Below are 20,789 nucleotides of genomic sequence, written 5' to 3' on the forward strand. Positions count from 1 at the left end.
TGGTTTTCGGGCGCGCAAAAACACCCTCTGTGGATCAGTAGAAGGAACCTATCACAAAAAAGTGCCGAAATCAATAATTTGCTGCATGGCGGCCATCAAGCCACCATTCTCGCAACTGCGAGCGCGGTAGGTGTTTTCCCCAGCTTTGGCGCGCGGGGCCGCTCTCGCTTCGTCAGCTTCGACGAACGGTAGAGATCGTTCGCCTCAGTCGCCCTGCCCCGGCTCGGCGGAGAAGAACTGCTCATACTTGCCTTCGACGCCGTCCATCTCCTTGGCTTCCGGCATCGGGTCGCGCTTGACCGTGATGTTCGGCCACTTGGAGGCAAAATCAGCGTTCAGTTTCAACCACATATCAAGACCCGGCTCGGTGTCCGGCTTGATCGCCTCGGCAGGACATTCCGGCTCGCAGACGCCACAGTCGATGCACTCGTCCGGATGAATGACGAGGAAATTCTCACCCTCATAGAAGCAATCCACGGGGCAGACTTCGACACAGTCGGTATACTTGCAGCGAATGCAGTTGTCGGTCACGACATACGTCATGAGGTACTCCAGCCAATGCTCACGTTTGATGGCAGACGGCAATCAATGGTGATGCTCGTCGTCCGCGCATGCTAGGAATGTCCGGCGCGCATAGCTGCCGAAGCAAACCCGATGCACCCAACGTGGGTCTGTCAGGTAAAGGCTTTATGGGCCCTTTGCAAGAATATTCAATGCGCGAAACGCCGCGGCAAAGGCAGAGTTTTCTAATCCTCGCGCGGATCGAAATCGGGTTTTAGCCGATCGGTTTCCCGCCGCTCTTTCTTGGTGGGGCGTCCCGCCCCACGGTCGCGTGTGGCGATCTCAAATGCCGAAAGTTTTTCCTTCGGCTGTTGCGGCGTGAGATCATCGTAAAGAAGCCGCGCCTCTTCATAGGGGCCCCGTCGCTCCCCCGGCGCAAGTACGCGTACGATTAGGTCGCGGCGGTCGAGGGCGAGCTCGAGCACGTCCCCCGCTTTCACCTGGAACGACGACTGCGTGATCCGTTGGTCATTGACCGCGACACAGCCGTCCTCGATCGCCTTTTGTGCAAGCGATCGCGATTTGATCAGCCGCGTGAAAAACAGCCACTTGTCGAGACGCTGGCGCGATGCCGGGTTGGACGTGGGCTGTTTTTCCATGACCTGCCTTACTTCTTCATCTGCTCCTTGAGCGCCGCGAGCTTGGCGAAGGGCGAATCCGGATCCACCGGCTTTTCGCGACGCGGCGGACGCGCCTCGAACTTGCCCTGGCCCGGTTTGCCACCGCGGTCGTGACGATCATGACGGTCACTGCGGTCCTGACGCGGACCACCTTCCGACTTGCCGCCCTCATGGCGCTTGCCGCGCGCCGGCTGGCCGCCCTTGCGCCCGCCTTCACGTCCCTCGCCCTGGCCTTGACCCTGTCCATGGCGCTGGCCGCCGCGACGCTGGTCGCCCTGGTGGCGACCGCCGCCCTGACGCTGGTTGTCCTGGCGGGTGCCAGGACGCCACAAAAGCACGGGCTTGGCTTCGACCGGTTCTCCGGCCTCCGTGACCTGCGCTTCGGCGGGTTGCGCCTCACTGGCGGCAACGTCACCTTCGGCATTTTCCGCCTCGGCGGCAGGCGCTTCGACAACTGCAGTCTCGGCATCCGTCGCGCCGTCGCCAGCATCCGCATCGTCGACGGCAGCAACCGGCTCGGAAGCGGCGGCGGCAGAGGCCGGCGCGCCGTCCTGGCTGGCGAGGAAGGCCGCAGCCTCCTCGGCCTTGACGCTGTCGGCCCGATAGCCGAGGCCCTTCAGAATCTCTTCCATATCGTCAGGCGTTGCACCGAGGATCGAAAGCATGGAGGTGGTCGCGGTGAAGCGACGGCCGTCATACGCACCTTCCGGGCGCGGCTGCGCGCCGGGCTTCCACTGCAGCAGCGGCCGGATGAGATCGGCCAGGCGCTCGAGGATATCGATGCGCACGGCACGCTTTCCGAGGAACCGGAAACCGGCGAGCTTGTAGAAGGTGCGCTCGAAGGACGGGTCGGTGACGACGGACGTCCGGCCGGCGGCAAGCATCGGGATGAGGTCGCCATAGCCGGGCTTGTCGAGGCCGTCGTTCTTCAACGCCCAGAGAAGCGTGATCAGCTCGGCCGGAGCCGGCTTCAGCAGCGCCGGCAGGAAGATGTGGTAGGCGCCGAAGCGGACACCGTATTTGCGGATCGAAGCGCGACCATCCTGGTCGAGCGACTTCACATCGTCGGCGACATCGCGGCGGAAGAGCACGCCGAGGTTCTCGACGAGCTGGAATGCGAGGCCCTTGGCCAGGCCCTCGAGGTCTTCAGCGCGCGAGATATCGTCGAGCGGCTTTAGCACCGTGCCGATGTGGTGGTTCACGAAGCGCTCGATGCGCGCCAGAACATGCTCGCGGGCATTCGCTTGCAACTGATCGTCGGCCAAAAGGATGACACGCGGGCGCATGACATGATCGCTCGCTGCCAGTCGGGCGACGGGATCACCGAGCCAACGCACGAGACCATCCGACGAAAGCGCCAGGTCGTTGTTGCCCGAAGCGTGCAGGCGTGCAGCCCGCGCCTCGAACTCGAGTGCCAGCGCCTTCTGGGCAGCCCCCTGAACGGCCTTGGCGTCCGGGCCATCGCCGCCGGTCGCCAGCGTAAACCGGAAACCGGTTAGTTGTCCTACGTGGTGTCCTTCGACGAAGACATCACCATTCACACTGATTTCAGCTTCCAGCATAGCATTCTCTCTCAGGCGCTTCATGAGCACAGATGTCCTGCGATCAACAAAGCGTTTCGTCAACCGTTCATGTAGTGCGTCGGATAATCGATCTTCAATTTCCCGCGTCTTTTCTTGCCAGTGTGTCGGATCGGCCAGCCATCCCGGCCGGTTCGACACATAGGTCCAGGTTCTGATCTGCGCGATTCGCGCCGAAAGTGTGTCGATCTCACCGTCGGTATGATCGGCACGCCTGACCTGTTCGGCCATGAAATCCTCGTTCACCGTACCTCGGCGAACGAGATCTGCGTAGATCGTCGAGATCAGATCGGCGTGTTGGGCGGGCGTAATACGCCGATAATCCGGCAACGCGCAGGCTTCCCATAGTTTTTCGACGCGCTCGGCATTGGTCGTGATGTCGACCACCTCCGGGTAGCGGGCCAGATGCTCGAAGGCCTGCTGGTCTACCGCAGGTAGCGCCCGGGCAAGGCCGGGAACTTTCGGCGCGGCGTCGAGACTCTTCTTCAAGGCAGTGAGCGACGAGTAGTCGAACGCCTTCGAGCGCCATTGCAGCACCTTCACTGGGTCGAATTCGTGCGCCTCGATACGATGAACCAGCTCGTTGTCGAAAGGATCGACACGCCCCGTTACCCCAAACGTCCCGTCACGCAGGTGCCGACCGGCGCGCCCGGCGATCTGGGCCAATTCGGCCGGGTTCAGATTTCGGAACTGGTAGCCGTCGAACTTGCGGTCCTGCGCAAAGGCGACGTGATCGACATCGAGGTTGAGCCCCATGCCGATCGCGTCGGTGGCGACCAGATATTCGACGTCACCTTCCTGATAGAGTGCCACCTGCGCATTGCGCGTGCGCGGCGAAAGCGCGCCGAGAACGACGGCAGCGCCCCCGCGCTGGCGGCGGATCAGCTCCGCGATCGCATAGACCTCGTCGGCCGAGAAGGCGACGATCGCCGAGCGATGCGGCAGGCGAGTGATTTTCTTCGAGCCGGCATAGAGAAGCTGCGACATGCGCGGACGTTCGACCACCATGATGCCGGGCAACAACTGTTCGAGGATCGGCCGCATCGTTCCGGCACCGAGCAGCAGCGTCTCGCCGCGTCCTCTCAGATGCAGGATCCGGTCGGTGAAGATGTGACCGCGCTCGAGGTCGCCGGCCAGCTGCACCTCGTCGATCGCCACGAAGGACGCAGTCGTCTCGCGCGGCATGGCTTCGACCGTACAGACCGAGTAGCGGGCGCGGTGCGGCGTGATCTTCTCCTCGCCGGTGATCAGCGCGACATTGTGGTGGCCGACCTTTTCGACAAGGCGCGTATAGACCTCGCGCGCGAGGAGCCGCAGCGGCAGGCCTATGACGCCGCTGTCATGCGCGATCATGCGTTCGATCGCGTAGTGCGTCTTGCCGGTATTGGTTGGCCCGAGCACCGCGGTGACGCCGCGGCCGCTCAGGATCATGGGGTGAACGGACACGTCATCGATCCCGGGCATTCAGAAATTACGGCAGCGTCTTTTCACGCTGGCGGCAAACACATGCCCACGCACCGAGCCAAACGCAAGGGGCGCCGACAACTAAAACCATCGTTCGGAGCCTCTCAGCCCATTGCACCACCTGTTGTGGTTGACGCAACCGGAAACTGGAACAGCCATGGAACGAATCGGCGACGAATCGAAGACTCACCGCGATTCACTGTATGTTCACGACTACATATAGATTTCAACACCCAACGTTGCACCACATGCTGAATCTGGCGCTGACTCCGCGCCTCAGGGCTCGTGACTCGCCTCAACGAGGGCTGTCCCATTGCCGGACAACCCCAAGGATTCCGAATCCAAGACTCTGGAAAGCCTGGAAAATTTTTCACGAATTTCGCCGAAGATTCATCAGCCAGAGAGAATGAGAATCGCACCGCGCCCTCTCGACCAATACGGGAGCATCCGACGGCGACTCGTGATCCGCGCATCATTCTACTTTTGTTCTCCACAAGATATAGTGTCTGCGCGGCAGACCGGCGACAGAATCGAAGGGCAGTTTCGGGTTTCAAATCCCGGATGAACAGGTGTCCCTTTCCGCTGCCTCGCATGAAAACGGCGCCCCGAAGGACGCCGCTCAAAAGCATTGTTGAGATCGCAAGGTCAGACGAAAAACTGTCCGCCATTGGCCGAAATCGTCGAGCCGGTGATGAATCCGGCATCGTCGGAGGCGAGGAACACCACGCAGCGGGCGATTTCTTCCGGTTCGCCGAGACGGCCGACCGGGATCTGCGGAATGATCCGCTCGTTGAGTACCTTCTCCGGCACCGCCCGCACCATTTCCGTACCGATATAGCCCGGGCAGATGGCGTTGACTGTAATGCCCTTGGCAGCCCCTTCTTGGGCAAGCGCCTTGGTGAAGCCCAGATCACCCGCCTTGGCGGCCGAATAATTGGCCTGGCCCATCTGGCCCTTCTGGCCGTTGATCGACGAAATGTTGATGACGCGACCGAAACCGCGGTCGCGCATGGCCGACCAGAGCGGATGCGTCATGTTGAAGAGACCGGTGAGGTTCGTGCCGATCACCTCGCCCCATTGCTCGGGCGTCATCTTGTGGAACATCGCGTCGCGGGTAATGCCGGCATTGTTGACCAGCACGTCGACCGGGCCGAGATCAGCCTCGACCTTGGCGATGCCTTCGGCGCAGGCCTGATAGCTGGAAACATCCCACTTGTAGACCGGGATGCCGGTTTCCTGCTTGAAGGCCTGAGCCTTTTCGTCATTGCCGGCATAGTTTGCAGCCACCTTGTAGCCGGCATTCTTGAGTGCGATGGAGATTGCCGCGCCGATACCGCGCGACCCACCCGTGACCAATGCTACCCTGCTCATGCACGCCTCCCACTTGATCAGTTCAGTTTCTCAAAGGCCTTCTTCATCAGCTTTTCGCCGACCTGTTGTCCGTAGAGCCCGGCGGCCGCCTGAAACTGCGGCGTCGCGAGCACAGACATTCCCACCTCGCACTTGGTCAGCGCGAGATCCATCATCACTATGCTGAGCTGTTCCAGCGACGCCTTCAGCGCGACGCCGTCATCGTTCAAGGCGGCAACCATCACGTCCTTGAACACGCCCTCCTCGTCAGAAGTCGTATGTTCCAGCATGCACTGAACCAGCCGCGCCTCGTCAAGAGGCGCGGGGTTGGCATGTGCGGAAACGATCGGCGAACCGGCCAGAAGAAGGGAGAACGGAACCCACCTGGCGCTGTTCATGCCGCCAAACCGACTAGAGCCGTTCGACGCACATGGCGACGCCCATGCCGCCGCCGATGCAGAGCGTTGCAAGCCCCTTGGAAACGCCACGGCGCTTCATTTCGAAAAGCAGCGTGTTGAGCACGCGGGCGCCGGAAGCACCGATCGGGTGACCGATGGCGATCGCGCCGCCGTTGACGTTGACGATCGACGGATCCCAGCCAAGGTCCTTGTTGACGGCGCAGGCCTGGGCGGCGAAAGCCTCGTTGGCCTCGACCAGTTCGACATCGCCGACCGCCCAGCCGGCTTTCGCCAGCGCCTTGCGCGATGCGGGGATCGGGCCGGTGCCCATGACCTGCGGATCGACGCCGGCGGTCGCCCAGGAGACGATGCGGGCGAGCGGCTGGATGCCACGCTTGGAAGCCTGAGCCTCGGTCATCAGCAGGGTCGCGGCAGCGCCGTCATTGAGCCCGGAGGCGTTGCCGGCGGTGACCGTGCCTTCCTTGTCGAAGGCCGGGCGCAGCTTCGTCATCTGGTCGAGCGTTGCGCCGTGGCGGATGTATTCGTCCTGGTCGACGGTGACGTCGCCCTTGCGGCCCTTGACGATGAAGGGAATGATCTCGTCGGCGAAACGGCCGGCCTTCTGGGCCGCTTCCGCCTTGTTCTGCGAGGCAAGCGCGAACGCGTCCTGCTCCTCGCGGCTCAGCTGCCACTGGCGTGCAACGTTCTCGGCGGTAATGCCCATGTGATAGCCGTAGAACGCGTCGGTCAGGCCGTCCTTGATCATCGTGTCGATCATCTTGAAGTCGCCCATCTTCACGCCACCGCGCAAGTGCGAGCAATGCGGCGCCATCGACATGGATTCCATGCCGCCGGCGACAATGATATCTGCATCACCGGTTGCAATCTGCTGCATGCCGAGCGCCACGGCGCGCAAGCCGGAACCGCAGAGCTGGTTCATGCCCCAGGCGGTTTTCTCCTGCGGAACGCCCGCCTTCATCGCCGCCTGACGCGCCGGGTTCTGGCCTTCGCCAGCCTGCAGCACCTGGCCGAGGATCACCTCGTCGACCTCGCCTGCCTCGACACCTGCGCGCTCGAGCACGCCCTTGATGACGGCGGCGCCGAGCTCGTGCGCCGGCGTGTTGCCGAATGCACCGTTGAAGGATCCGACCGCGGTACGGGCGGCGCTGGCGATCACGATGGAAGGGTTGCTCATGGGACGTTTCCTCAGATCTTTCTTGCCTAATGGAAGCAGACTGGCAAAGCGCGCGGCGCAAGTCAAACGCCTTGATGCACTGCCACAAAACCGTCACCCAAGACGCAACCGCAAGATTTCGCACTTGCGTCGCCGCAACGCACAAAGACATTGTCAGCGGCGCTCTTTTGCGGATACTCTGAAAAACGCAATAAAGACGGGGCGATGGGTGAGAGGAGACCCTGATGGCGAAGCACGAAGGCCAGATCGTTATAAAAAAATATGCGAACCGGCGGCTCTACAACACCGGGACCAGCACCTATGTCACGCTCGACGACCTGGCTGTCATGGTGAAGAAGGGCGAGGATTTCATCGTCCAGGACGCGAAATCCGGAGAGGATATCACCCATTCCGTGTTGACGCAGATCATCTTCGAGCAGGAATCCAAGACCGGCAATACGCTGTTGCCGATCTCCTTCCTGCGCCAGCTCATCTCGTTCTACGGCGACCAGATGCAGATGGTGGTGCCGAGCTATCTCGAGCACTCGATGCAGGCGTTCACCGAGCAGCAGTCGCAGATGCGCGAGCAGATCAACAAGGCCTTCGGCGACACGCCGCTTGGCAAAAACCTGCAGGTTCCGCTGCAACTTGTCGAAGAGCAGGTCCGTCGCAATACTGAGATGTTCCATCAGGCAATGCAGATGTTCTCGCCCTTCATCACCGCCCCACCGGTGAAGGAAACCAAGAAGGCCGAAGCCAAGGATATCGACGAACTCAAGGAGCAGCTTCGCGCGCTCCAGACCAAGCTCGACAATCTCGGCTGAGCGCCTTTCTTCGCAAAGGCGGGTGCGAGCCACCCGCCCAATATCCGGCCAGCAGAACTATTGCTTTGAATTGGGCTAACGCCCCGGGATCGGTCGTGACCTATAGGCCGATCGACACATCCCGGCCGGCAGAGCGCATCGAGACGGCGAAACCGGCGATGACGTCGATGAAGCTGATCGTCATCAGGATGAAGAAGAGCTGGGTTGCCGCCGGCGCCAGCAGCAGGAACTCAACGAGGAAGACGATGAACAGGATCATCGACAACAGGTGATCCATCAGCGCACGCGTGCTCGTGCGGGTCGCCTTCAGCAATTCGACGAAAAGCAACAGCAGTGCGACGACGATCAAAAGGTCGCCGAAGCGCATGGTCCAGGTCGCACCCGACAGCATGGACAGCGACAGCATCTCGGCGTTCAACCCGGCAATGCCGCCGAACATCCCGATCATTGCGAGATTGTAGATAACGAACGGCAGGATCAGCAGTGGAACGGCAGCAAGCATCGGGCACGAACTCCTTTGCCGCGTTCTGCGGCGTCTTCAGGCCCAGAGCGCTGTGCGTTCGCATGAACGCACCAAGGACGCTCTAGCACTTAAGGTCCAGAGCATCTCTCCGCTTCCAGCGACTTCGCTTTGGCGCGTGACGCTCTGGCTCCTGCGGATAACACAGGGTCCAAGCGAGAAAATGTCAGACGCAAAACAAAAGGGCCGGCAGAGCCAGCCCTTTGAACCATTCCACGAACGGAAACGCTTATGCGTTTTCCTTCGGGGTCAGAACCTGACGGCCACGGTACATGCCGGTCTTCAGGTCGATGTGGTGCGGACGACGCAGTTCGCCGGAGTTCTTGTCTTCGACGTAGGTCGGGGTCTTCAGAGCGTCGGCGGAACGGCGCATGCCACGCTTGGACGGGCTCGTTTTTCTTTTAGGTACAGCCATTTCATTCTCCACTTATCGGGCAAACACTGTTCAGCAGCCGAAATGGCCGTGTTAAACAGATGTCAATCACGGAAATTTGGCGCGCTTATACATGGCCAACTGCTGCTTGACCAGTCCCCAGCCGCAATTTTTCGACTCAAGATCTGGCAGCGCCGATTCAGACCTCGTCTTCAGGAACGACCCACGGCTCTGCACGGGCGGCGGCTTCCCACTTCCGGAAGGCTGGAAGCGCCTTCACGCGCTCCATGTAGCCGACCGATTCCGGATCCGCAACGAGATCATAGACGTCGAAGCGGTTGACCACAGGAGCGTACATTGCATCGGCCGCACTGAAGGATCCGAAGAGGAACGGCCCGCCGGATTGGGCGAGCGCCTGCTTCCAGATCTGCTCGATACGGGCGATGTCGGCGCGAACGTCCGCAGCCACGTCAAGAGCCTGCTTCGGCCGGCGAACGTTCATCGGGCAAGCCCCACGCAGCGCCCGGAACCCGGAGAGCATCTCCATCGAATAGCTGCGTGCTCGGGCGCGGGCCTGACGATCGGCCGGCCAGAGGCCGGCGTCGGGATAAAGCTCGGCAACATATTCGATGATCGCAAGCGACTCCCAGACGATGAGATCGCCATGCCGCAGCAGCGGTACGCGTCCCGTCGGCGAGATCGCGCGAATCTCCGGATTTCCGGCGGCGAAATCGAACGGGATGACCACATCCTCGAAATCGATGCCGGCGGTCGTCATCGCCATCCAGGGCCGCATCGACCAGGACGAATAGTTCTTGTTGCCGACGTAGAGGGTAAGTCCGGTCATCTCTTTTCCTTGGTTGCTGGCGTAGAGCGCCGTGCGCATAAACGAACGCACAACGGACACTCTAGCACTTTGATTCTAGGGCATCTTTCCGTTCAAGCAATTCCGCCTGAAAGCGCGATGCCCCGTCCGAGAAAACGATCAGTTCCTCGAAATGGTTCATGTCCTCGAATGAGCAGAAAGCCGGGGGATCAAGCTCGATCACCGGTGCCTGCTCCCTGAGGAAAGACAGTTGTTCGCTCAACATCTCCTGCCAGCGCGGCAGTGCCGCGTCATCGAGCCAGTCGATGACATAGGCGAAGGTGATGTGGAATTCGTAGTCGTCATGGTCCGGATGGCGATAGCCGAAGTTTTCGGCGAAAGTATCGCGCCAGGCCTTCAGAGACGACCGATCGACAGAGCTGTCGCCTTCGAGCGCGAGGCCGGTCGGGGTGATGTCGGTCACCCGGGCACGAAAGGGCTCGAGCGGCGCAAACCCCTTGAGCACCGCGCGATAGTGCTCGGTCATCACCTCTATCGGCGTGTCGAGCGCCATGTCGGCGGGCCAATAGGGCAGCCGGCGGCGATACTCGATGATGCCCTGGAAGATCGTCATGTGCAGGCTGGATGGATGAGTGAAGGCAAACTGTCCAGCTTCGGGCATCGCCACCAGGCGATCGCGCACGGCAAGCACGGCGACCTCGGAAGGTGATCCGGCAGTGATATGGGATACCACGGTATTGCCCGGTTCCCGGAGAAAGTGACCATCCGGGGTATAGCGCGTTCCGAGATGCTTGGGCGGCGCGCCGTTGGCGCTGCGGCCAAAGGCAAGAAGCGAGGGAGAAATCGAGGTCATGGAGCGATCGGGCCTTCTAGGTGGAGAGAGGGCCCAGATGGCAGAACTCTACGAAGCCAGAATGACATCGGCCGTCAACGGCTTCCAATGAAAAGGTCTGATCTCAATCATAAAGGCAGGTGATGTAACCGCCGGAGCGGCTGGCGCGACGCTCGATCAGGTTCGCCAGGCGCTTGAGCCCACGGCCGGGTTTGCCGGCGTTGCGCTCCTTCGGATTGGGCAGCGACACTGCCAACAACGCTGCTTGCCGGCGTGACAGCTTGGCGGCGGAGATGCCGAAATGATGGCGTGCCGCCGCCTCGATGCCGTAGATCCCATCGCCCCACTCGGCTATGTTCAGGTAGATCTCCATCATCCGCCGCTTGCTCCAGACGAAATCGGCAGCGACCGCCAGCGGCAGCTCCATGCCCTTGCGCAAGAAAGACCGACCGTTCCAGAGATAGAGATTCTTGACCGTCTGCATGGGGATGGTGCTGGCACCGCGGGTGGATTCCCCTTCGAGCGCATCCTCGACGACGCCGCGCATCTGGCCCCAGTCGACGCCGTCATGGGCGCAGAATTGGCCGTCCTCAGACATCATCACGGACTGTACGAGAACCGGAGCGATATCGTCGAACTCGACCCACTGGCGGTCGTAGCCGCGCAGCAGGACGAGGTCGCGCAGCATCAGCGTCGAGACCGGATGGATGAACTCCACGAGGTAAAGAACGATCAGCGCGTAAGGAAGGACGAGGAAGCCGAGGACGGCCAGGATGATCTGGCGGCGTCGCGTACGCAATGTCCGGCGGAGCGACGACAGGCGACTGGAAGGCACCTCGCCCTCCTCGCGCGCTTCCGGAACGACGTTCACGGCCTGACTGTCCACCTCACTGTCCATCCGCTTCTCTTAGTGCATGGGCTGGCAAAGTTGAACGGGCTTTCTGGCAAAAGGCAAGCCGCCCGCGCGGCTGTCCCAGAGAAAGCGCGCCGCTGCGACACGAATCCCCGTTGAAAGCCCTCTTCGCCCATGCCAAAGAGCGCGCATGAGCCAGGATACATCGTCTTTCACCCGTCGCCTTGCCAACAACGCCCGCGCCGTCGAGGTTCTGCTCGAGCGTCTGCTCGGCGTGACGACGGAGGCGGACGAGATCACGCGACCGGCAAACCTGCTTGCCGCCATGCGCCACGGCGTGCTGAACGGTGGCAAGCGCCTGCGCCCGTTCCTGGTGATCGAATGCGCCGATCTTCTCGGCGGCAGCACTGATGCGGCCTCACGCGTCGGCGCGGCGCTTGAATGCGTGCACTGCTATTCACTTGTTCATGACGACCTGCCGGCGATGGACGACGATGACATGCGCCGGGGCCAGCCCACCGTACACAAGGCCTTCGACGAGGCGACCGCGATCCTTGCCGGCGACAGCCTGCTGACCTTCGCTTTCGATGTCATCGCTGGCCCGGAAACGACGCTGACAGACACTCAGAAGGTGGAATTGATCCTGGCGCTCGGACGCGCCGCCGGTCACGGCGGCATGGCCGGTGGACAGGCGCTCGATCTGGCCGCCGAAAAATCCCCCCCCGACGAGGCCGGCATCGTCACGCTGCAGGCGATGAAGACCGGCGCCCTGATCCGCTTTGCCTGTGAGGCCGGTGCCATCGTCGCCGGCGCGTCCAGGGACGACCGCGCCCGGCTTCGCAGTTTCGGCGAAAAGATCGGCCTCGCGTTCCAGCTCGCCGACGACCTGCTCGACCTCACCGCCGATGCGGCGACCATGGGCAAGGCAACGGGCAAGGACGCCGCCCGCGGCAAGGGCACACTCGTCGCGCTGCATGGCCAGGCCTGGGCCGAGCAAAGGCTGGAGCAGCTTGTGACAGACGCCGAGGCGCTGCTTTCGCCCTATGGCCAGCGCTCGGCCATTCTCGTCGAAACCGCGCGCTTCATCGCCAACCGCAGGAGCTAAACTCGTGAGCAAGTACTGGTCGCCGATCGTCTCCCAGCTGAAGCCCTATGTGCCGGGCGAACAGCCGCGCATCGCAAACCTGGTGAAGCTCAACACCAACGAATGCCCCTACGGCCCCTCTGAGAAGGTGTTGGAAGCGGTCCGTGCAGCGGCAAGCGATGACTTGCGGCTCTATCCAGACCCATTGGCGTTGAAACTTCGCCAGACGATCGCGGCGCGCGTCGGCGTTTCGGCCGAGGAAGTCTTCGTCGGCAACGGTTCCGACGAGGTTCTGGCGCATATCTTCGCGGGCCTGTTGAAGCACGACGCACCGCTGCTCTACCCGGATATCTCCTACAGCTTCTACTCGACCTATGCGCGGCTCTTCGAGATCGACGCAGCCGAGGTGCCGCTCAACGATCGGTTCGAAATCGATCTCGCCGACTACGACCGGACCTGCGGCGCCATCATCCTGCCGAACCCGAACGCTCCCACCGGCATCGGCTTGCCGCTCGCCGAGATCGAGCGGCTGGTCGCAAACCATCCGAACCAACCCGTCGTCATCGACGAGGCCTATATCGATTTCGGCGGCCATTCGGCGGCAGAACTGGTTTCGAAGTACGAGAACCTGCTGGTCGTGCAGACCTTTTCCAAGTCGCGCGCGCTTGCGGGGCTTCGCGTCGGCTTCGCCATCGGCCAGCGACCACTGATCGAGGCGCTGGAACGGGTCAAGGATAGCTTCAACTCCTATCCGCTCGGCCGCCCAGCCCAGGCCGGCGCCATCGCGGCGATGGAAGACGAGGCGTGGTTCGAGGAAACGCGTGCCAAAATCATCGCGTCTCGCGAGCGCCTCACGGCGGATCTGACCACGCGCGGCTTCGAGGTTCTGCCATCCGGAGCCAATTTCGTTTTCGCCCGCCACGCGGATCACGCGGGCGACCACCTGATGAAGGCGCTGCGCGAACGCGCCGTTCTGGTGCGCCACTTCGCCAAGCCCCGCATTGCCGATTTCCTGCGCATCACCATCGGTACCGATCAAGAGTGCGCTCGGCTAATCGAAGCGCTCGACGAGATCCTCTGAGATCTTGTCACGGGCACAATTCGCGGTTTCGAACAAGCGATGAACTGATCTAGCTTCCGGCGACAGAGCCGGAGCTTTTCTCGCATGTTCGACCCGACGCCCTATCTGCCGCAGCTTCTCGTCGCCTGGACAGCCTATCTGATCGGAACCGCTTCACCGGGACCGGCAATCCTGGCGATCATCACCACCTCCATCAGTGAGGGGCGAAAGGCGGGGCTGGCGCTCGCTTTCGGCGTTCTGACCGGCAGCTACACCTGGGCAATGCTGACGGCGTCCGGCCTTTCGGCGCTGATCCGCGCCTATGGCCACGCCATCATCGTCTTGAAGATTGCCGGCGCCTGCTATCTTTTCTGGCTCGCCTACAATGCTCTGCGCGCCGCCATGCGCAGCGGCAAAAGTGAGATCGTGCCGGTGCGAAGGCGCAAACGTCTTTGCAGCGGCTCTATCTCAAGGGGCTCGGCATCCACCTGACCAACCCCAAGGCGATCTTTTCCTGGATCATGCTGGTCTCTCTCGGCATGCCGGAGGGGGCGCCCGTCGGCGTTACCGCCACCTTCATCGGTGGCTGCATGGTCTTGGGCTTGATGACTTTCTGTGGCTTTGCGATCGCCTTTTCGCTGTCGCCAGTCCACCGCGCCTATCTAAAGTCCAGACGGCTGATCGAAAGCCTGATGGCCGGCTTCTTCGCCTTTGCCGGGCTGAAGCTGCTGACGTCGCGCCTATAGGTCCGGAATCAAACATTCCGGACGAAGAACCCACTTCACGCATTTTGTGGAGCCGCGTTGGCGACTGACGCTATTCGGCAGCGGCCTGGCCGTGGCCGTAGCGCTTCTCGATATAGTCGGAGACCAACGTCTCGAAATCGGCGGCGATGTTCGGGCCGCGAAGGGTCATCGCCTTCTCGCCATCGATGAAGACGGGAGCAGCCGGCATTTCGCCGGTACCCGGCAGCGAGATGCCAATATCGGCATGTTTGCTTTCGCCGGGGCCGTTGACGATGCAGCCCATGACCGCGACCTTCAGGCCCTCGACACCGGGATACTTCTCACGCCAGACCGGCATGTTGCGGCGGATGTCGTCCTGGATCTTCTGGGCAAGCTCCTGGAACACCGTGGACGTCGTGCGCCCACATCCCGGACAGGCGGCAACGACAGGAATGAACTGACGGAAGCCCATGACCTGCAGCAGTTCCTGCGCCACCTGCACTTCGCGGGTGCGGTCACCGCCGGGCTCCGGCGTCAGCGAGATGCGGATCGTGTCGCCGATCCCCTGCTGCATCAAGATGCCGAGCGAGGCGGACGAAGCGACGATGCCCTTCGTGCCCATGCCGGCTTCGGTGAGGCCGAGATGCAGCGCATGGTCGGAGCGCGCCGACAGCATGGCGTAGACGGCGATCAGGTCCTGAACGCCGGAAACCTTGGCCGAGAGGATGATGCGGTTGCGCGGCAGGCCGATCTCTTCGGCAAGTTCCGCCGAGAGCAGCGCCGACTGCACGATCGTCTCGCGCGTCACTTCCTGGGCCGTGAGCGGGAAACCGTTCGCCTTGTTCTCGTCCATCAGCCGCGTCAGCAGCTCCTGATCGAGCGAACCCCAGTTGACGCCGATGCGCACCGGCTTGTCGTAGCGGATCGCCATCTCGACGATCTCGGCGAACTGCTTGTCCTTCTTGTCCTTGAAGCCGACATTGCCCGGATTGATGCGGTACTTGGCCAGCGCCTCGGCGCAGGCCGGATGGTCGGCGAGCAGCTTATGACCGATATAGTGAAAATCGCCGACCAGCGGCACGTCCAGACCCAGACGCTCGAGCCTCTCGCGGATCTTCGGCACGGCGGCAGCACTCTCGTCGCGGTCGACGGTGATGCGCACCAGTTCCGAGCCGGCCTTGTGCAACGCTGCCACCTGCGCCACCGTCGCATCGATATCGGCGGTGTCGGTGTTGGTCATCGACTGGACCACGACCGGCGCCCCGCCCCCGACGATGACACCGCCGACATCGACAGCGACAGAGCCACGGCGGGGTTGCGGATCGAAATCGAAGGCGGAAGACATGAAGGCCTCTTCGTGGTCACTAAGCCGGGCGGGGGTGCGGGCAGAACCCGCACTGACTTTCCTCAATTTGCCCAAGCTATTTGCCCATCAGGTGGATGAGGAAAGCCTGATTGTCAACGGCGACATCATGCCCTGACGGCGATTTGATGACGGCCTTGGGTGCGAAGGCCCCTCATCCCGCTGCAGCTCCATTGGCAACGCGCGCCCTCCGCGGCTCAGTGCCCCTTGGCGTGATCCGCATGGTGAGCGTGGTGCGACAGGAGAAGCACGACGATGAAGAGCACCGGCACCGAGGCAAAGACGATGGCAAAGCCCGTATGTTCTGCGACGAAGCCGATGACAGACGGGGCGAACAGCATGCCCGAATAGCCCATGAAGGTCGCGACCGAGAGGCCGATGCCCGGCTGCAGGCCCGGCATGTTGCCGGCCGCCGAAAATGCGATCGGCACCATGTTGGAGATGCCGACGCCGGCAATGGCGAAGCCGAGGATGGCGATATAGGCATTGGGTGCGGTACCCGCGATGACCATGCCGACAAGGGCTGTCACCGTGCAGATCCGCAAGGTCCGCTTGGCGCCGAAACGGTCACGCACGAGGTCGCCGGCAAAACGCATGGTCGCCATGGTGGCCGAGAAGGCGGCAAAGCCGAAGCCCGAGAGTTCTACCGAGGCGCCGAGTTCGTTGCGCAGATAGAGCGCACCCCAGTCGAGCACCGTGCCCTCGGGCACCATCGAAAACAGCGCCATGATGCCGATCAGCCAGGGCAGTGGCGTCATCGGCAGACGAAGCTTTTCCTTGGCAGCGGCCGGATGCGGCTTGTCGGCAAGGATCATCGGCCAGGCGATCGCAATCAGCGACAGGCAGATCACGGTGACGACGAGGACATGCGGCAGCACGCCGAAGCGCGCCATCAGGAAGCCGCCGATACCGGCGCCGATCAGGCCGCCGAGGCTCCAATAGGCGTGACAGGACGACATGATCGCCCGGCGCATCGACTTTTCGACCTCGACCGCATTGGCGTTCATGGCGACGTCCATGGCGCCGACGAAACCACCGAGCACGAACATCCCGATCGCCGCGGTCCAGACATTCGGCACCAGGGTCAACAGAAGCAGCAGCGGTGAGAGGATGATGGCCGTGGTCTTCACGACCTTCTGCGAGCCGATGCGGGCGATGTAGCCGCCGGCGATCGGCATCAGCACCAGAGAGCCGATGCCGAACATCAGGATCAGGAGCCCAAGCACGCTTTCGCTGATCCCGAGCCGGTCCTTGAACTCGGGGATCTTCGGCGCCCAGCTGCCGGTGACGAAGCCGTTCATCAGGAACAGCAGCGAAACGGCCAGCCGATTGCGGGTCATGTAGCCCTGGCGGACGGTCGCGGTGGGAGAACGTTGGTCCATGGGATTGCCTCGTTACCGGGGGTCGACCGGCTCAAACAGTAATTTCGATCAGATTGCCATCGGGGTCGCGAAGAACCGCCTCGTAGAAGCCATCGCCGGTAAAGCGCGGCTTTGCGATAAGGATACCGTCAGCCTCGGCGCGCGCGGCCATGGCGTCGACCGCCTGCTCGCTACCGAGCGACAACGCGACATGCGCAAGGCCCGTACGCTCTTCTGCCGGATCGCCCGGAGCGACCCAGGGACCTTGCATGATCTCGATCGCCGGACCGTCGCCAAGCTTCAGGAAGCGCGATCGGAAGCCTGGTCGTCGCCGGCTTTCATAGACCTCGCCAACCTCTGCACCGAAGAAGGACGACCAAAAGCTGGCAATCGCTTCAAGGTCGCGGGTCCACAGCGCCACATGGGTAATCGTCATCGCTCAGGCCCTCCCGCCATCAGAATATCCGCGCCCGTCGCCTTGAGCGTCGCACGATGCTCAGCCGGTGCATCCGCTTCGAGCACCAGCGTCGCCTTGTCGTCGATACTGGCGATCGCGTGGGCAGCCGCGGTCCCGAGCTTGTCGCTCGTGATGGCGACGACGAGACGCCGGCTTCTCTGGGCAATCAGCCGCTTGAACTCTGCGTCCTCGAAATAGATCGCCGTCAGACCCGCAGCTGCATCGGCACCGCAGGTGCCGAGAAAGCAGAGGTCGGGCCTCAGCAGTTCCGCATCGCGCTGGGCCCGCGCGCTGATCGCTGCGCCGACCGCGCGGTTCAGCGGCCCGCCGAGCAAGATGAGGTCCACGCCCGGTTTCTCCATGAGGGCCGCGGCAATCAGCGGCGTATTGGTAACGACCGTGACTGACAGGTCCGGCTCGATCAGCTGGGCGATGGCAAGGTTGGTGGAGCCGGCGTCGAGAAACACGGTCATGCCCGGCTTGATAAGCTCAGCCGCCGCGCGGGCGAGCGCTGCCTTACGCTCGGGTGCCATCGCCACCCGCTCGCTCAAACTGCTATGCGCCGCAGGAACGACCGGAAGCGCACCGCCATAGACGCGCTCGCAGAGCCCCGCGGCCGCCATTTCCCTGAGGTCTCGGCGGATCGTGTCTTCAGAGACATTGAGTTCGGCCGCCAGGTCGACAGCGAGCACCCGGCCATTGGCCTTCAACCGTTCCTGGATCAGCGCCTTTCGCTCACGGAGCAGGAGTTCACCCGACATTTTCACCAATCGTGTATAAACGTGCATGAATCGCTACAAATGTGCATATCCATTTTTGAAACCGATTTCAAGTCCCTGCGCCGGCCAATTCGGGCCGGAGCGGGAATTCGAGCAAACCGCGCCATTTGCGCGTGGTTGGCGCCATTTCGGGGAAAATTCTTCATCAAAACGCTCAGGAATTGGTGTTTTATACGCTCAGATCGCTGTTTTTTTATGCGATTGTCCGCTCAATCCGGACGACGGGCCGGGCCAGAAAGAAGATGGAAAATCACGATGAAACTCCTCCCCACGCTGTTCGCCGCTGCTCTGATGCAGGTTGCCGCGCTGTCCTCCGCCGAAGCCGGCGAGAACCTCAACGCGATCAAATCCGCCGGTGTGCTGAAGATCGGCACCGAAGGCACCTACGCCCCCTTCACCTATCATGATGCCTCCGGCGCCCTCGTCGGCTTCGACGTCGAGATCGGCCAGGCGGTTGCGGAAAAGCTCGGCGTCAAGGCTGAATTCCTCGAAGGCAAGTGGGACGGCCTGATCGCCGGTCTCGACGCCAACCGCTACGACACGGTCATCAACCAGGTCGGCATCACCGAGGAGCGCAAGAAGAAGTACGACTTCTCCGAGCCCTATATCGCCTCCAAGGCCGTGCTGATCGTCAAGACCGACAACGAAGAGATCAAGGGCTTTGCCGATCTCAAGGGCAAGAATTCGGCCCAGTCGCTGACCAGCAACTTCGGCAAGCTCGCGACCGCGTCCGGCGCCGAGCTCGTCGGCACCGACGGCTTCGACCAGTCGATCCAGCTCGTGCTCACCGGCCGCGCCGATGCGACGATCAACGACAGCCTCTCCTTCCTCGACTTCAAGAAGAAGAAGCCCGACGCACCGGTAAAGATCGCCGCCGAGCAGGCCGACGCCGACTTCTCCGGCATCATCATCCGCAAGGGCGAGCCGGAACTGCTCGAAGCCATCAACAAGGCGCTCGTCGACATCAAGGCTGACGGCACCTACGACAAGATCTCGCAGAAGTACTTCGGCGCCGACGTCTCGAAGTAAGTTCCAACCGACTTAGTGGCCAGTTTTACCACCGGCCATTCTCGGCTATGAAAAGCGATCCGTTCCGGTCCCCGGGGCGGATCGCGCTTTTTGAAAGGCCCGCCCCTTGCCCACCTGGCTCCAACTGATGCTGGATTCGCTGCCGTCCCTGCTCTGGGCCGGTCTCACCTTCACCATCCCGCTGACGCTGCTTTCCTTCATCTTCGGCCTGATCCTCGGGCTCGCGACCGCCGTTGCCCGGCTGTTCGGTCCGGCGCCCGTCGTCGCGATCGCCAGGTTTTACGTCTGGGTGATCCGCGGCACGCCGCTGCTCGTCCAGCTCTTCGTGATCTTCTACGGCCTGCCGAGCGCCGGCATCCTGCTCGATGCCTTCACCGCCGCCCTCATCGGCTTCTCGCTGAACGTCGGCGCCTATACCTCGGAGATCATCCGAGCGGTGATTTCCTCGGTCCCGCGCGGCCAATGGGAAGCCGCCTATTCCATCGGCATGAGCTGGAGCCAGGCGATGCGCCGCACCATCCTGCCGCAGGCAACCCGCGTCGCCGTGCCGCCGCTGTCCAACACGTTCATCTCGCTGGTGAAGGACACGTCGCTTGCCGCCGCGATCACCGTGCCGGAGATGTTCCAGACGGCACAGCGCATCGTCGCGACCACCTACGAACCATTGATCCTCTACATCCTGGCGGCGCTGATCTACCTTGCCATGAGCTCCGTGCTCTCGGCCCTGCAGGTCCGGCTGGAGCGACGCTTCGCCCGCTATGGCGGCTTCCTGGAGGCACGGGCATGATCGAGCTCTCCCATATCGAAAAGCGCTTCGGCGACAATCTCGTGCTGAAAGATATCTCGGTCACGCTTGCCGAGGGCACCGTGACGGCGCTGGTCGGCCCCTCCGGAGGAGGCAAGAGCACCCTTCTGCGCTGTATCAACCTGCTTGAAATCCCCACATCCGGTTCGATCCGGCTTGGCGACGAAAAGCTCGACTTCGCACCCGGCCGCAAGGTCGGCTGGGCCTCGATCCAGCGCCTGCGTCGGCAGACCGGCATGGTGTTCCAGAACTTCCAGCTCTTTCCGCACCAGACCGCGCTCGGCAATGTCATGGAAGGCCTCGTCACGGTACTGAAGTGGCCAGCGGACAAGGCGAGGGCGCGCGCCATGGAACTCCTGGAAAAGGTCGGCATGGCGCACAAGGCCGATGCCTGGCCGGCGACGCTTTCGGGCGGACAGCAGCAGCGCGTGGCCATCGCCCGGGCGCTTGCCCCCTCGCCGCGTGTGCTGCTCTGCGACGAGCCAACCTCGGCACTCGACCCGGAGCTGGCCGAGGAAGTGGTCGAGGTCCTGAGCCGGCTCGCCCGCGAAGGCACGACGATGGTGATGGCAACCCACGATCTCCGCCTCGCCTCGCGCGTCGCCGACAAGGTGATCTTCCTCGACGGTGGCCTCATCGTCGAAAGCGGCGCGCCGAAGGCGATCTTCTCGGCACCCGAGCGCGAGCGCACCAAGAAGTTCATCGCCTCGCTGAGTGCTCCGCACGACTACGAGATCTGAAACACCGACTG

Annotated in this window: 23 protein-coding genes and 1 pseudogene; 9 read left to right on the forward strand and 15 right to left on the reverse strand. The window is 62.4% G+C overall.

Annotation, left to right across the window (positions count from 1 at the left end):
• Positions 1-204: 204 nt before the first annotated feature.
• The 6 genes from fdxA to PWG15_RS18005 form a co-directional block, all read right to left on the reverse strand.
• Positions 205-543 (reverse strand): ferredoxin FdxA, encoded by a 339-nt coding sequence (gene fdxA / locus PWG15_RS17980; protein WP_275021878.1) that lies wholly within the window; start codon positions 541-543, stop codon positions 205-207.
• A 203-nt stretch (positions 544-746) separates the two neighbouring features.
• Positions 747-1,160: an Hsp15 family ribosome-associated heat shock protein gene (locus PWG15_RS17985; RefSeq protein WP_275021879.1), complete on the reverse strand. Its 414-nt coding sequence runs from the start codon at positions 1,158-1,160 to the stop codon at positions 747-749.
• Between the two features lie 8 nt (positions 1,161-1,168).
• Positions 1,169-4,207, reverse strand: a complete 3,039-nt coding sequence (locus PWG15_RS17990; RefSeq protein ID WP_275021880.1) for a helicase-related protein — start codon at positions 4,205-4,207, stop codon at positions 1,169-1,171.
• A 663-nt stretch (positions 4,208-4,870) separates the two neighbouring features.
• On the reverse strand, positions 4,871-5,596 hold the full coding sequence (locus tag PWG15_RS17995; RefSeq protein WP_275021881.1) for a beta-ketoacyl-ACP reductase: 726 nt from the start codon (positions 5,594-5,596) through the stop codon (positions 4,871-4,873).
• A 17-nt stretch (positions 5,597-5,613) separates the two neighbouring features.
• Positions 5,614-5,973, reverse strand: coding sequence for a hypothetical protein (locus PWG15_RS18000; protein ID WP_275021882.1), 360 nt, complete (start codon positions 5,971-5,973; stop codon positions 5,614-5,616).
• A gap of 13 nt (positions 5,974-5,986) precedes the next feature.
• A complete protein-coding gene (locus PWG15_RS18005) occupies positions 5,987-7,168 on the reverse strand; it encodes an acetyl-CoA C-acetyltransferase (protein WP_275021883.1) in 1,182 nt (393 codons plus the stop codon).
• 224 nt (positions 7,169-7,392) lie between these two features.
• Between PWG15_RS18005 and phaR the strand changes: the two genes are divergently transcribed.
• Entirely contained in the window at positions 7,393-7,971 is a 579-nt protein-coding gene (gene phaR, locus PWG15_RS18010) for a polyhydroxyalkanoate synthesis repressor PhaR (protein WP_034802922.1), read from the forward strand.
• Between the two features lie 100 nt (positions 7,972-8,071).
• Here phaR and PWG15_RS18015 read toward each other — a convergent pair whose 3' ends face one another.
• The 5 genes from PWG15_RS18015 to mtgA all read right to left on the reverse strand — a co-directional run bounded on the left by PWG15_RS18015 (position 8,072) and on the right by mtgA (position 11,420).
• Complete coding sequence (locus PWG15_RS18015; RefSeq protein ID WP_275021884.1) at positions 8,072-8,473, reverse strand: hypothetical protein; 402 nt, start codon at positions 8,471-8,473, stop codon at positions 8,072-8,074.
• A 247-nt stretch (positions 8,474-8,720) separates the two neighbouring features.
• A complete protein-coding gene (gene rpmF, locus PWG15_RS18020; RefSeq protein WP_057254881.1) occupies positions 8,721-8,906 on the reverse strand; it encodes a 50S ribosomal protein L32 in 186 nt (61 codons plus the stop codon).
• A 157-nt stretch (positions 8,907-9,063) separates the two neighbouring features.
• Entirely contained in the window at positions 9,064-9,711 is a 648-nt protein-coding gene (locus tag PWG15_RS18025; protein ID WP_275021885.1) for a glutathione S-transferase family protein, read from the reverse strand.
• A gap of 61 nt (positions 9,712-9,772) precedes the next feature.
• Complete coding sequence (locus PWG15_RS18030; RefSeq protein ID WP_275021886.1) at positions 9,773-10,543, reverse strand: DUF1868 domain-containing protein; 771 nt, start codon at positions 10,541-10,543, stop codon at positions 9,773-9,775.
• Between the two features lie 103 nt (positions 10,544-10,646).
• Positions 10,647-11,420: a monofunctional biosynthetic peptidoglycan transglycosylase gene (gene mtgA / locus PWG15_RS18035; RefSeq protein WP_275021887.1), complete on the reverse strand. Its 774-nt coding sequence runs from the start codon at positions 11,418-11,420 to the stop codon at positions 10,647-10,649.
• A 145-nt stretch (positions 11,421-11,565) separates the two neighbouring features.
• Between mtgA and PWG15_RS18040 the strand changes: the two genes are divergently transcribed.
• The 3 genes and pseudogenes from PWG15_RS18040 (at position 11,566) to PWG15_RS36460 (ending at position 14,265) form a co-directional block, all read left to right on the forward strand.
• On the forward strand, positions 11,566-12,480 hold the full coding sequence (locus PWG15_RS18040) for a polyprenyl synthetase family protein (RefSeq protein WP_275021889.1): 915 nt from the start codon (positions 11,566-11,568) through the stop codon (positions 12,478-12,480).
• 4 nt (positions 12,481-12,484) lie between these two features.
• Positions 12,485-13,540, forward strand: coding sequence for a histidinol-phosphate transaminase (gene hisC, locus PWG15_RS18045; RefSeq protein WP_275021890.1), 1,056 nt, complete (start codon positions 12,485-12,487; stop codon positions 13,538-13,540).
• An 84-nt stretch (positions 13,541-13,624) separates the two neighbouring features.
• A pseudogene (locus PWG15_RS36460) lies at positions 13,625-14,265 on the forward strand (LysE family translocator).
• A gap of 70 nt (positions 14,266-14,335) precedes the next feature.
• On the opposite strand, the gene ispG reads toward PWG15_RS36460, so the two are convergent.
• Positions 14,336-15,589: a flavodoxin-dependent (E)-4-hydroxy-3-methylbut-2-enyl-diphosphate synthase gene (gene ispG / locus PWG15_RS18060; RefSeq protein WP_275021893.1), complete on the reverse strand. Its 1,254-nt coding sequence runs from the start codon at positions 15,587-15,589 to the stop codon at positions 14,336-14,338.
• Between ispG and PWG15_RS18065 the strand changes: the two genes are divergently transcribed.
• Positions 15,588-15,725, forward strand: a complete 138-nt coding sequence (locus tag PWG15_RS18065; RefSeq protein ID WP_275021894.1) for a hypothetical protein — start codon at positions 15,588-15,590, stop codon at positions 15,723-15,725. The genes ispG and PWG15_RS18065 overlap by 2 nt on opposite strands.
• A 79-nt stretch (positions 15,726-15,804) precedes the next feature.
• On the opposite strand, the gene PWG15_RS18070 is transcribed toward PWG15_RS18065, so the two are convergent.
• The 3 genes from PWG15_RS18070 to PWG15_RS18080 are packed head-to-tail and all read right to left on the reverse strand — an operon-like array spanning position 15,805 to position 18,186.
• A complete protein-coding gene (locus tag PWG15_RS18070) occupies positions 15,805-16,989 on the reverse strand; it encodes an MFS transporter (protein ID WP_275021896.1) in 1,185 nt (394 codons plus the stop codon).
• A 31-nt stretch (positions 16,990-17,020) separates the two neighbouring features.
• Positions 17,021-17,404: a VOC family protein gene (locus PWG15_RS18075; RefSeq protein WP_275021897.1), complete on the reverse strand. Its 384-nt coding sequence runs from the start codon at positions 17,402-17,404 to the stop codon at positions 17,021-17,023.
• Positions 17,401-18,186: a DeoR/GlpR family DNA-binding transcription regulator gene (locus PWG15_RS18080; RefSeq protein ID WP_275021898.1), complete on the reverse strand. Its 786-nt coding sequence runs from the start codon at positions 18,184-18,186 to the stop codon at positions 17,401-17,403. Before PWG15_RS18080 ends, PWG15_RS18075 begins: the two co-directional genes overlap by 4 nt.
• Positions 18,187-18,211: 25 nt before the next feature.
• Between PWG15_RS18080 and PWG15_RS18085 the strand changes: the two genes are divergently transcribed.
• From PWG15_RS18085 to PWG15_RS18100, 4 genes are all read left to right on the forward strand, one after another.
• Entirely contained in the window at positions 18,212-18,463 is a 252-nt protein-coding gene (locus PWG15_RS18085; RefSeq protein ID WP_275021899.1) for a hypothetical protein, read from the forward strand.
• Entirely contained in the window at positions 18,460-19,233 is a 774-nt protein-coding gene (locus PWG15_RS18090; protein WP_275021900.1) for an amino acid ABC transporter substrate-binding protein, read from the forward strand. Before PWG15_RS18085 ends, PWG15_RS18090 begins: the two co-directional genes overlap by 4 nt.
• Positions 19,234-19,339: 106 nt before the next feature.
• Positions 19,340-20,020: an amino acid ABC transporter permease gene (locus PWG15_RS18095; protein WP_082616163.1), complete on the forward strand. Its 681-nt coding sequence runs from the start codon at positions 19,340-19,342 to the stop codon at positions 20,018-20,020.
• The gene (locus tag PWG15_RS18100) at positions 20,017-20,778 is read left to right on the forward strand and encodes an amino acid ABC transporter ATP-binding protein (RefSeq protein ID WP_275021901.1); all 762 of its coding nucleotides are present in this window, start codon (positions 20,017-20,019) and stop codon (positions 20,776-20,778) included. Before PWG15_RS18095 ends, PWG15_RS18100 begins: the two co-directional genes overlap by 4 nt.
• The last annotated feature ends 11 nt before the right edge of the window (positions 20,779-20,789 follow it).

Origin of the sequence: Ensifer adhaerens, from assembly GCF_028993555.1 — a bacterium.
Classification (GTDB): Bacteria; Pseudomonadota; Alphaproteobacteria; order Rhizobiales; family Rhizobiaceae; genus Ensifer; species Ensifer adhaerens_I.

Bases quoted from the DNA above. Each gene is read 5' to 3' on its own strand.
- PWG15_RS18085 (WP_275021899.1), top strand. From the start codon at position 18,212: ATGAATCGCTACAAATGTGCATATCCATTTTTGAAACCGATTTCAAGT.
- PWG15_RS18065 (WP_275021894.1), top strand. From the start codon at position 15,588: ATGAAGGCCTCTTCGTGGTCACTAAGCCGGGCGGGGGTGCGGGCAGAA.
- PWG15_RS18005 (WP_275021883.1), bottom strand. From the start codon at position 7,168: ATGAGCAACCCTTCCATCGTGATCGCCAGCGCCGCCCGTACCGCGGTC.
- PWG15_RS18000 (WP_275021882.1), bottom strand. From the start codon at position 5,973: ATGAACAGCGCCAGGTGGGTTCCGTTCTCCCTTCTTCTGGCCGGTTCG.
- PWG15_RS18075 (WP_275021897.1), bottom strand. From the start codon at position 17,404: ATGACGATTACCCATGTGGCGCTGTGGACCCGCGACCTTGAAGCGATT.
- PWG15_RS18025 (WP_275021885.1), bottom strand. From the start codon at position 9,711: ATGACCGGACTTACCCTCTACGTCGGCAACAAGAACTATTCGTCCTGG.
- PWG15_RS17985 (WP_275021879.1), bottom strand. From the start codon at position 1,160: ATGGAAAAACAGCCCACGTCCAACCCGGCATCGCGCCAGCGTCTCGAC.
- PWG15_RS18030 (WP_275021886.1), bottom strand. From the start codon at position 10,543: ATGACCTCGATTTCTCCCTCGCTTCTTGCCTTTGGCCGCAGCGCCAAC.
- PWG15_RS17995 (WP_275021881.1), bottom strand. From the start codon at position 5,596: ATGAGCAGGGTAGCATTGGTCACGGGTGGGTCGCGCGGTATCGGCGCG.
- rpmF (WP_057254881.1), bottom strand. From the start codon at position 8,906: ATGGCTGTACCTAAAAGAAAAACGAGCCCGTCCAAGCGTGGCATGCGC.
- ispG (WP_275021893.1), bottom strand. From the start codon at position 15,589: ATGTCTTCCGCCTTCGATTTCGATCCGCAACCCCGCCGTGGCTCTGTC.
- PWG15_RS18040 (WP_275021889.1), top strand. From the start codon at position 11,566: ATGAGCCAGGATACATCGTCTTTCACCCGTCGCCTTGCCAACAACGCC.
- PWG15_RS18090 (WP_275021900.1), top strand. From the start codon at position 18,460: ATGAAACTCCTCCCCACGCTGTTCGCCGCTGCTCTGATGCAGGTTGCC.
- PWG15_RS18070 (WP_275021896.1), bottom strand. From the start codon at position 16,989: ATGGACCAACGTTCTCCCACCGCGACCGTCCGCCAGGGCTACATGACC.
- PWG15_RS18100 (WP_275021901.1), top strand. From the start codon at position 20,017: ATGATCGAGCTCTCCCATATCGAAAAGCGCTTCGGCGACAATCTCGTG.
- PWG15_RS18015 (WP_275021884.1), bottom strand. From the start codon at position 8,473: ATGCTTGCTGCCGTTCCACTGCTGATCCTGCCGTTCGTTATCTACAAT.
- mtgA (WP_275021887.1), bottom strand. From the start codon at position 11,420: ATGGACAGTGAGGTGGACAGTCAGGCCGTGAACGTCGTTCCGGAAGCG.
- fdxA (WP_275021878.1), bottom strand. From the start codon at position 543: ATGACGTATGTCGTGACCGACAACTGCATTCGCTGCAAGTATACCGAC.
- PWG15_RS18080 (WP_275021898.1), bottom strand. From the start codon at position 18,186: ATGTCGGGTGAACTCCTGCTCCGTGAGCGAAAGGCGCTGATCCAGGAA.
- phaR (WP_034802922.1), top strand. From the start codon at position 7,393: ATGGCGAAGCACGAAGGCCAGATCGTTATAAAAAAATATGCGAACCGG.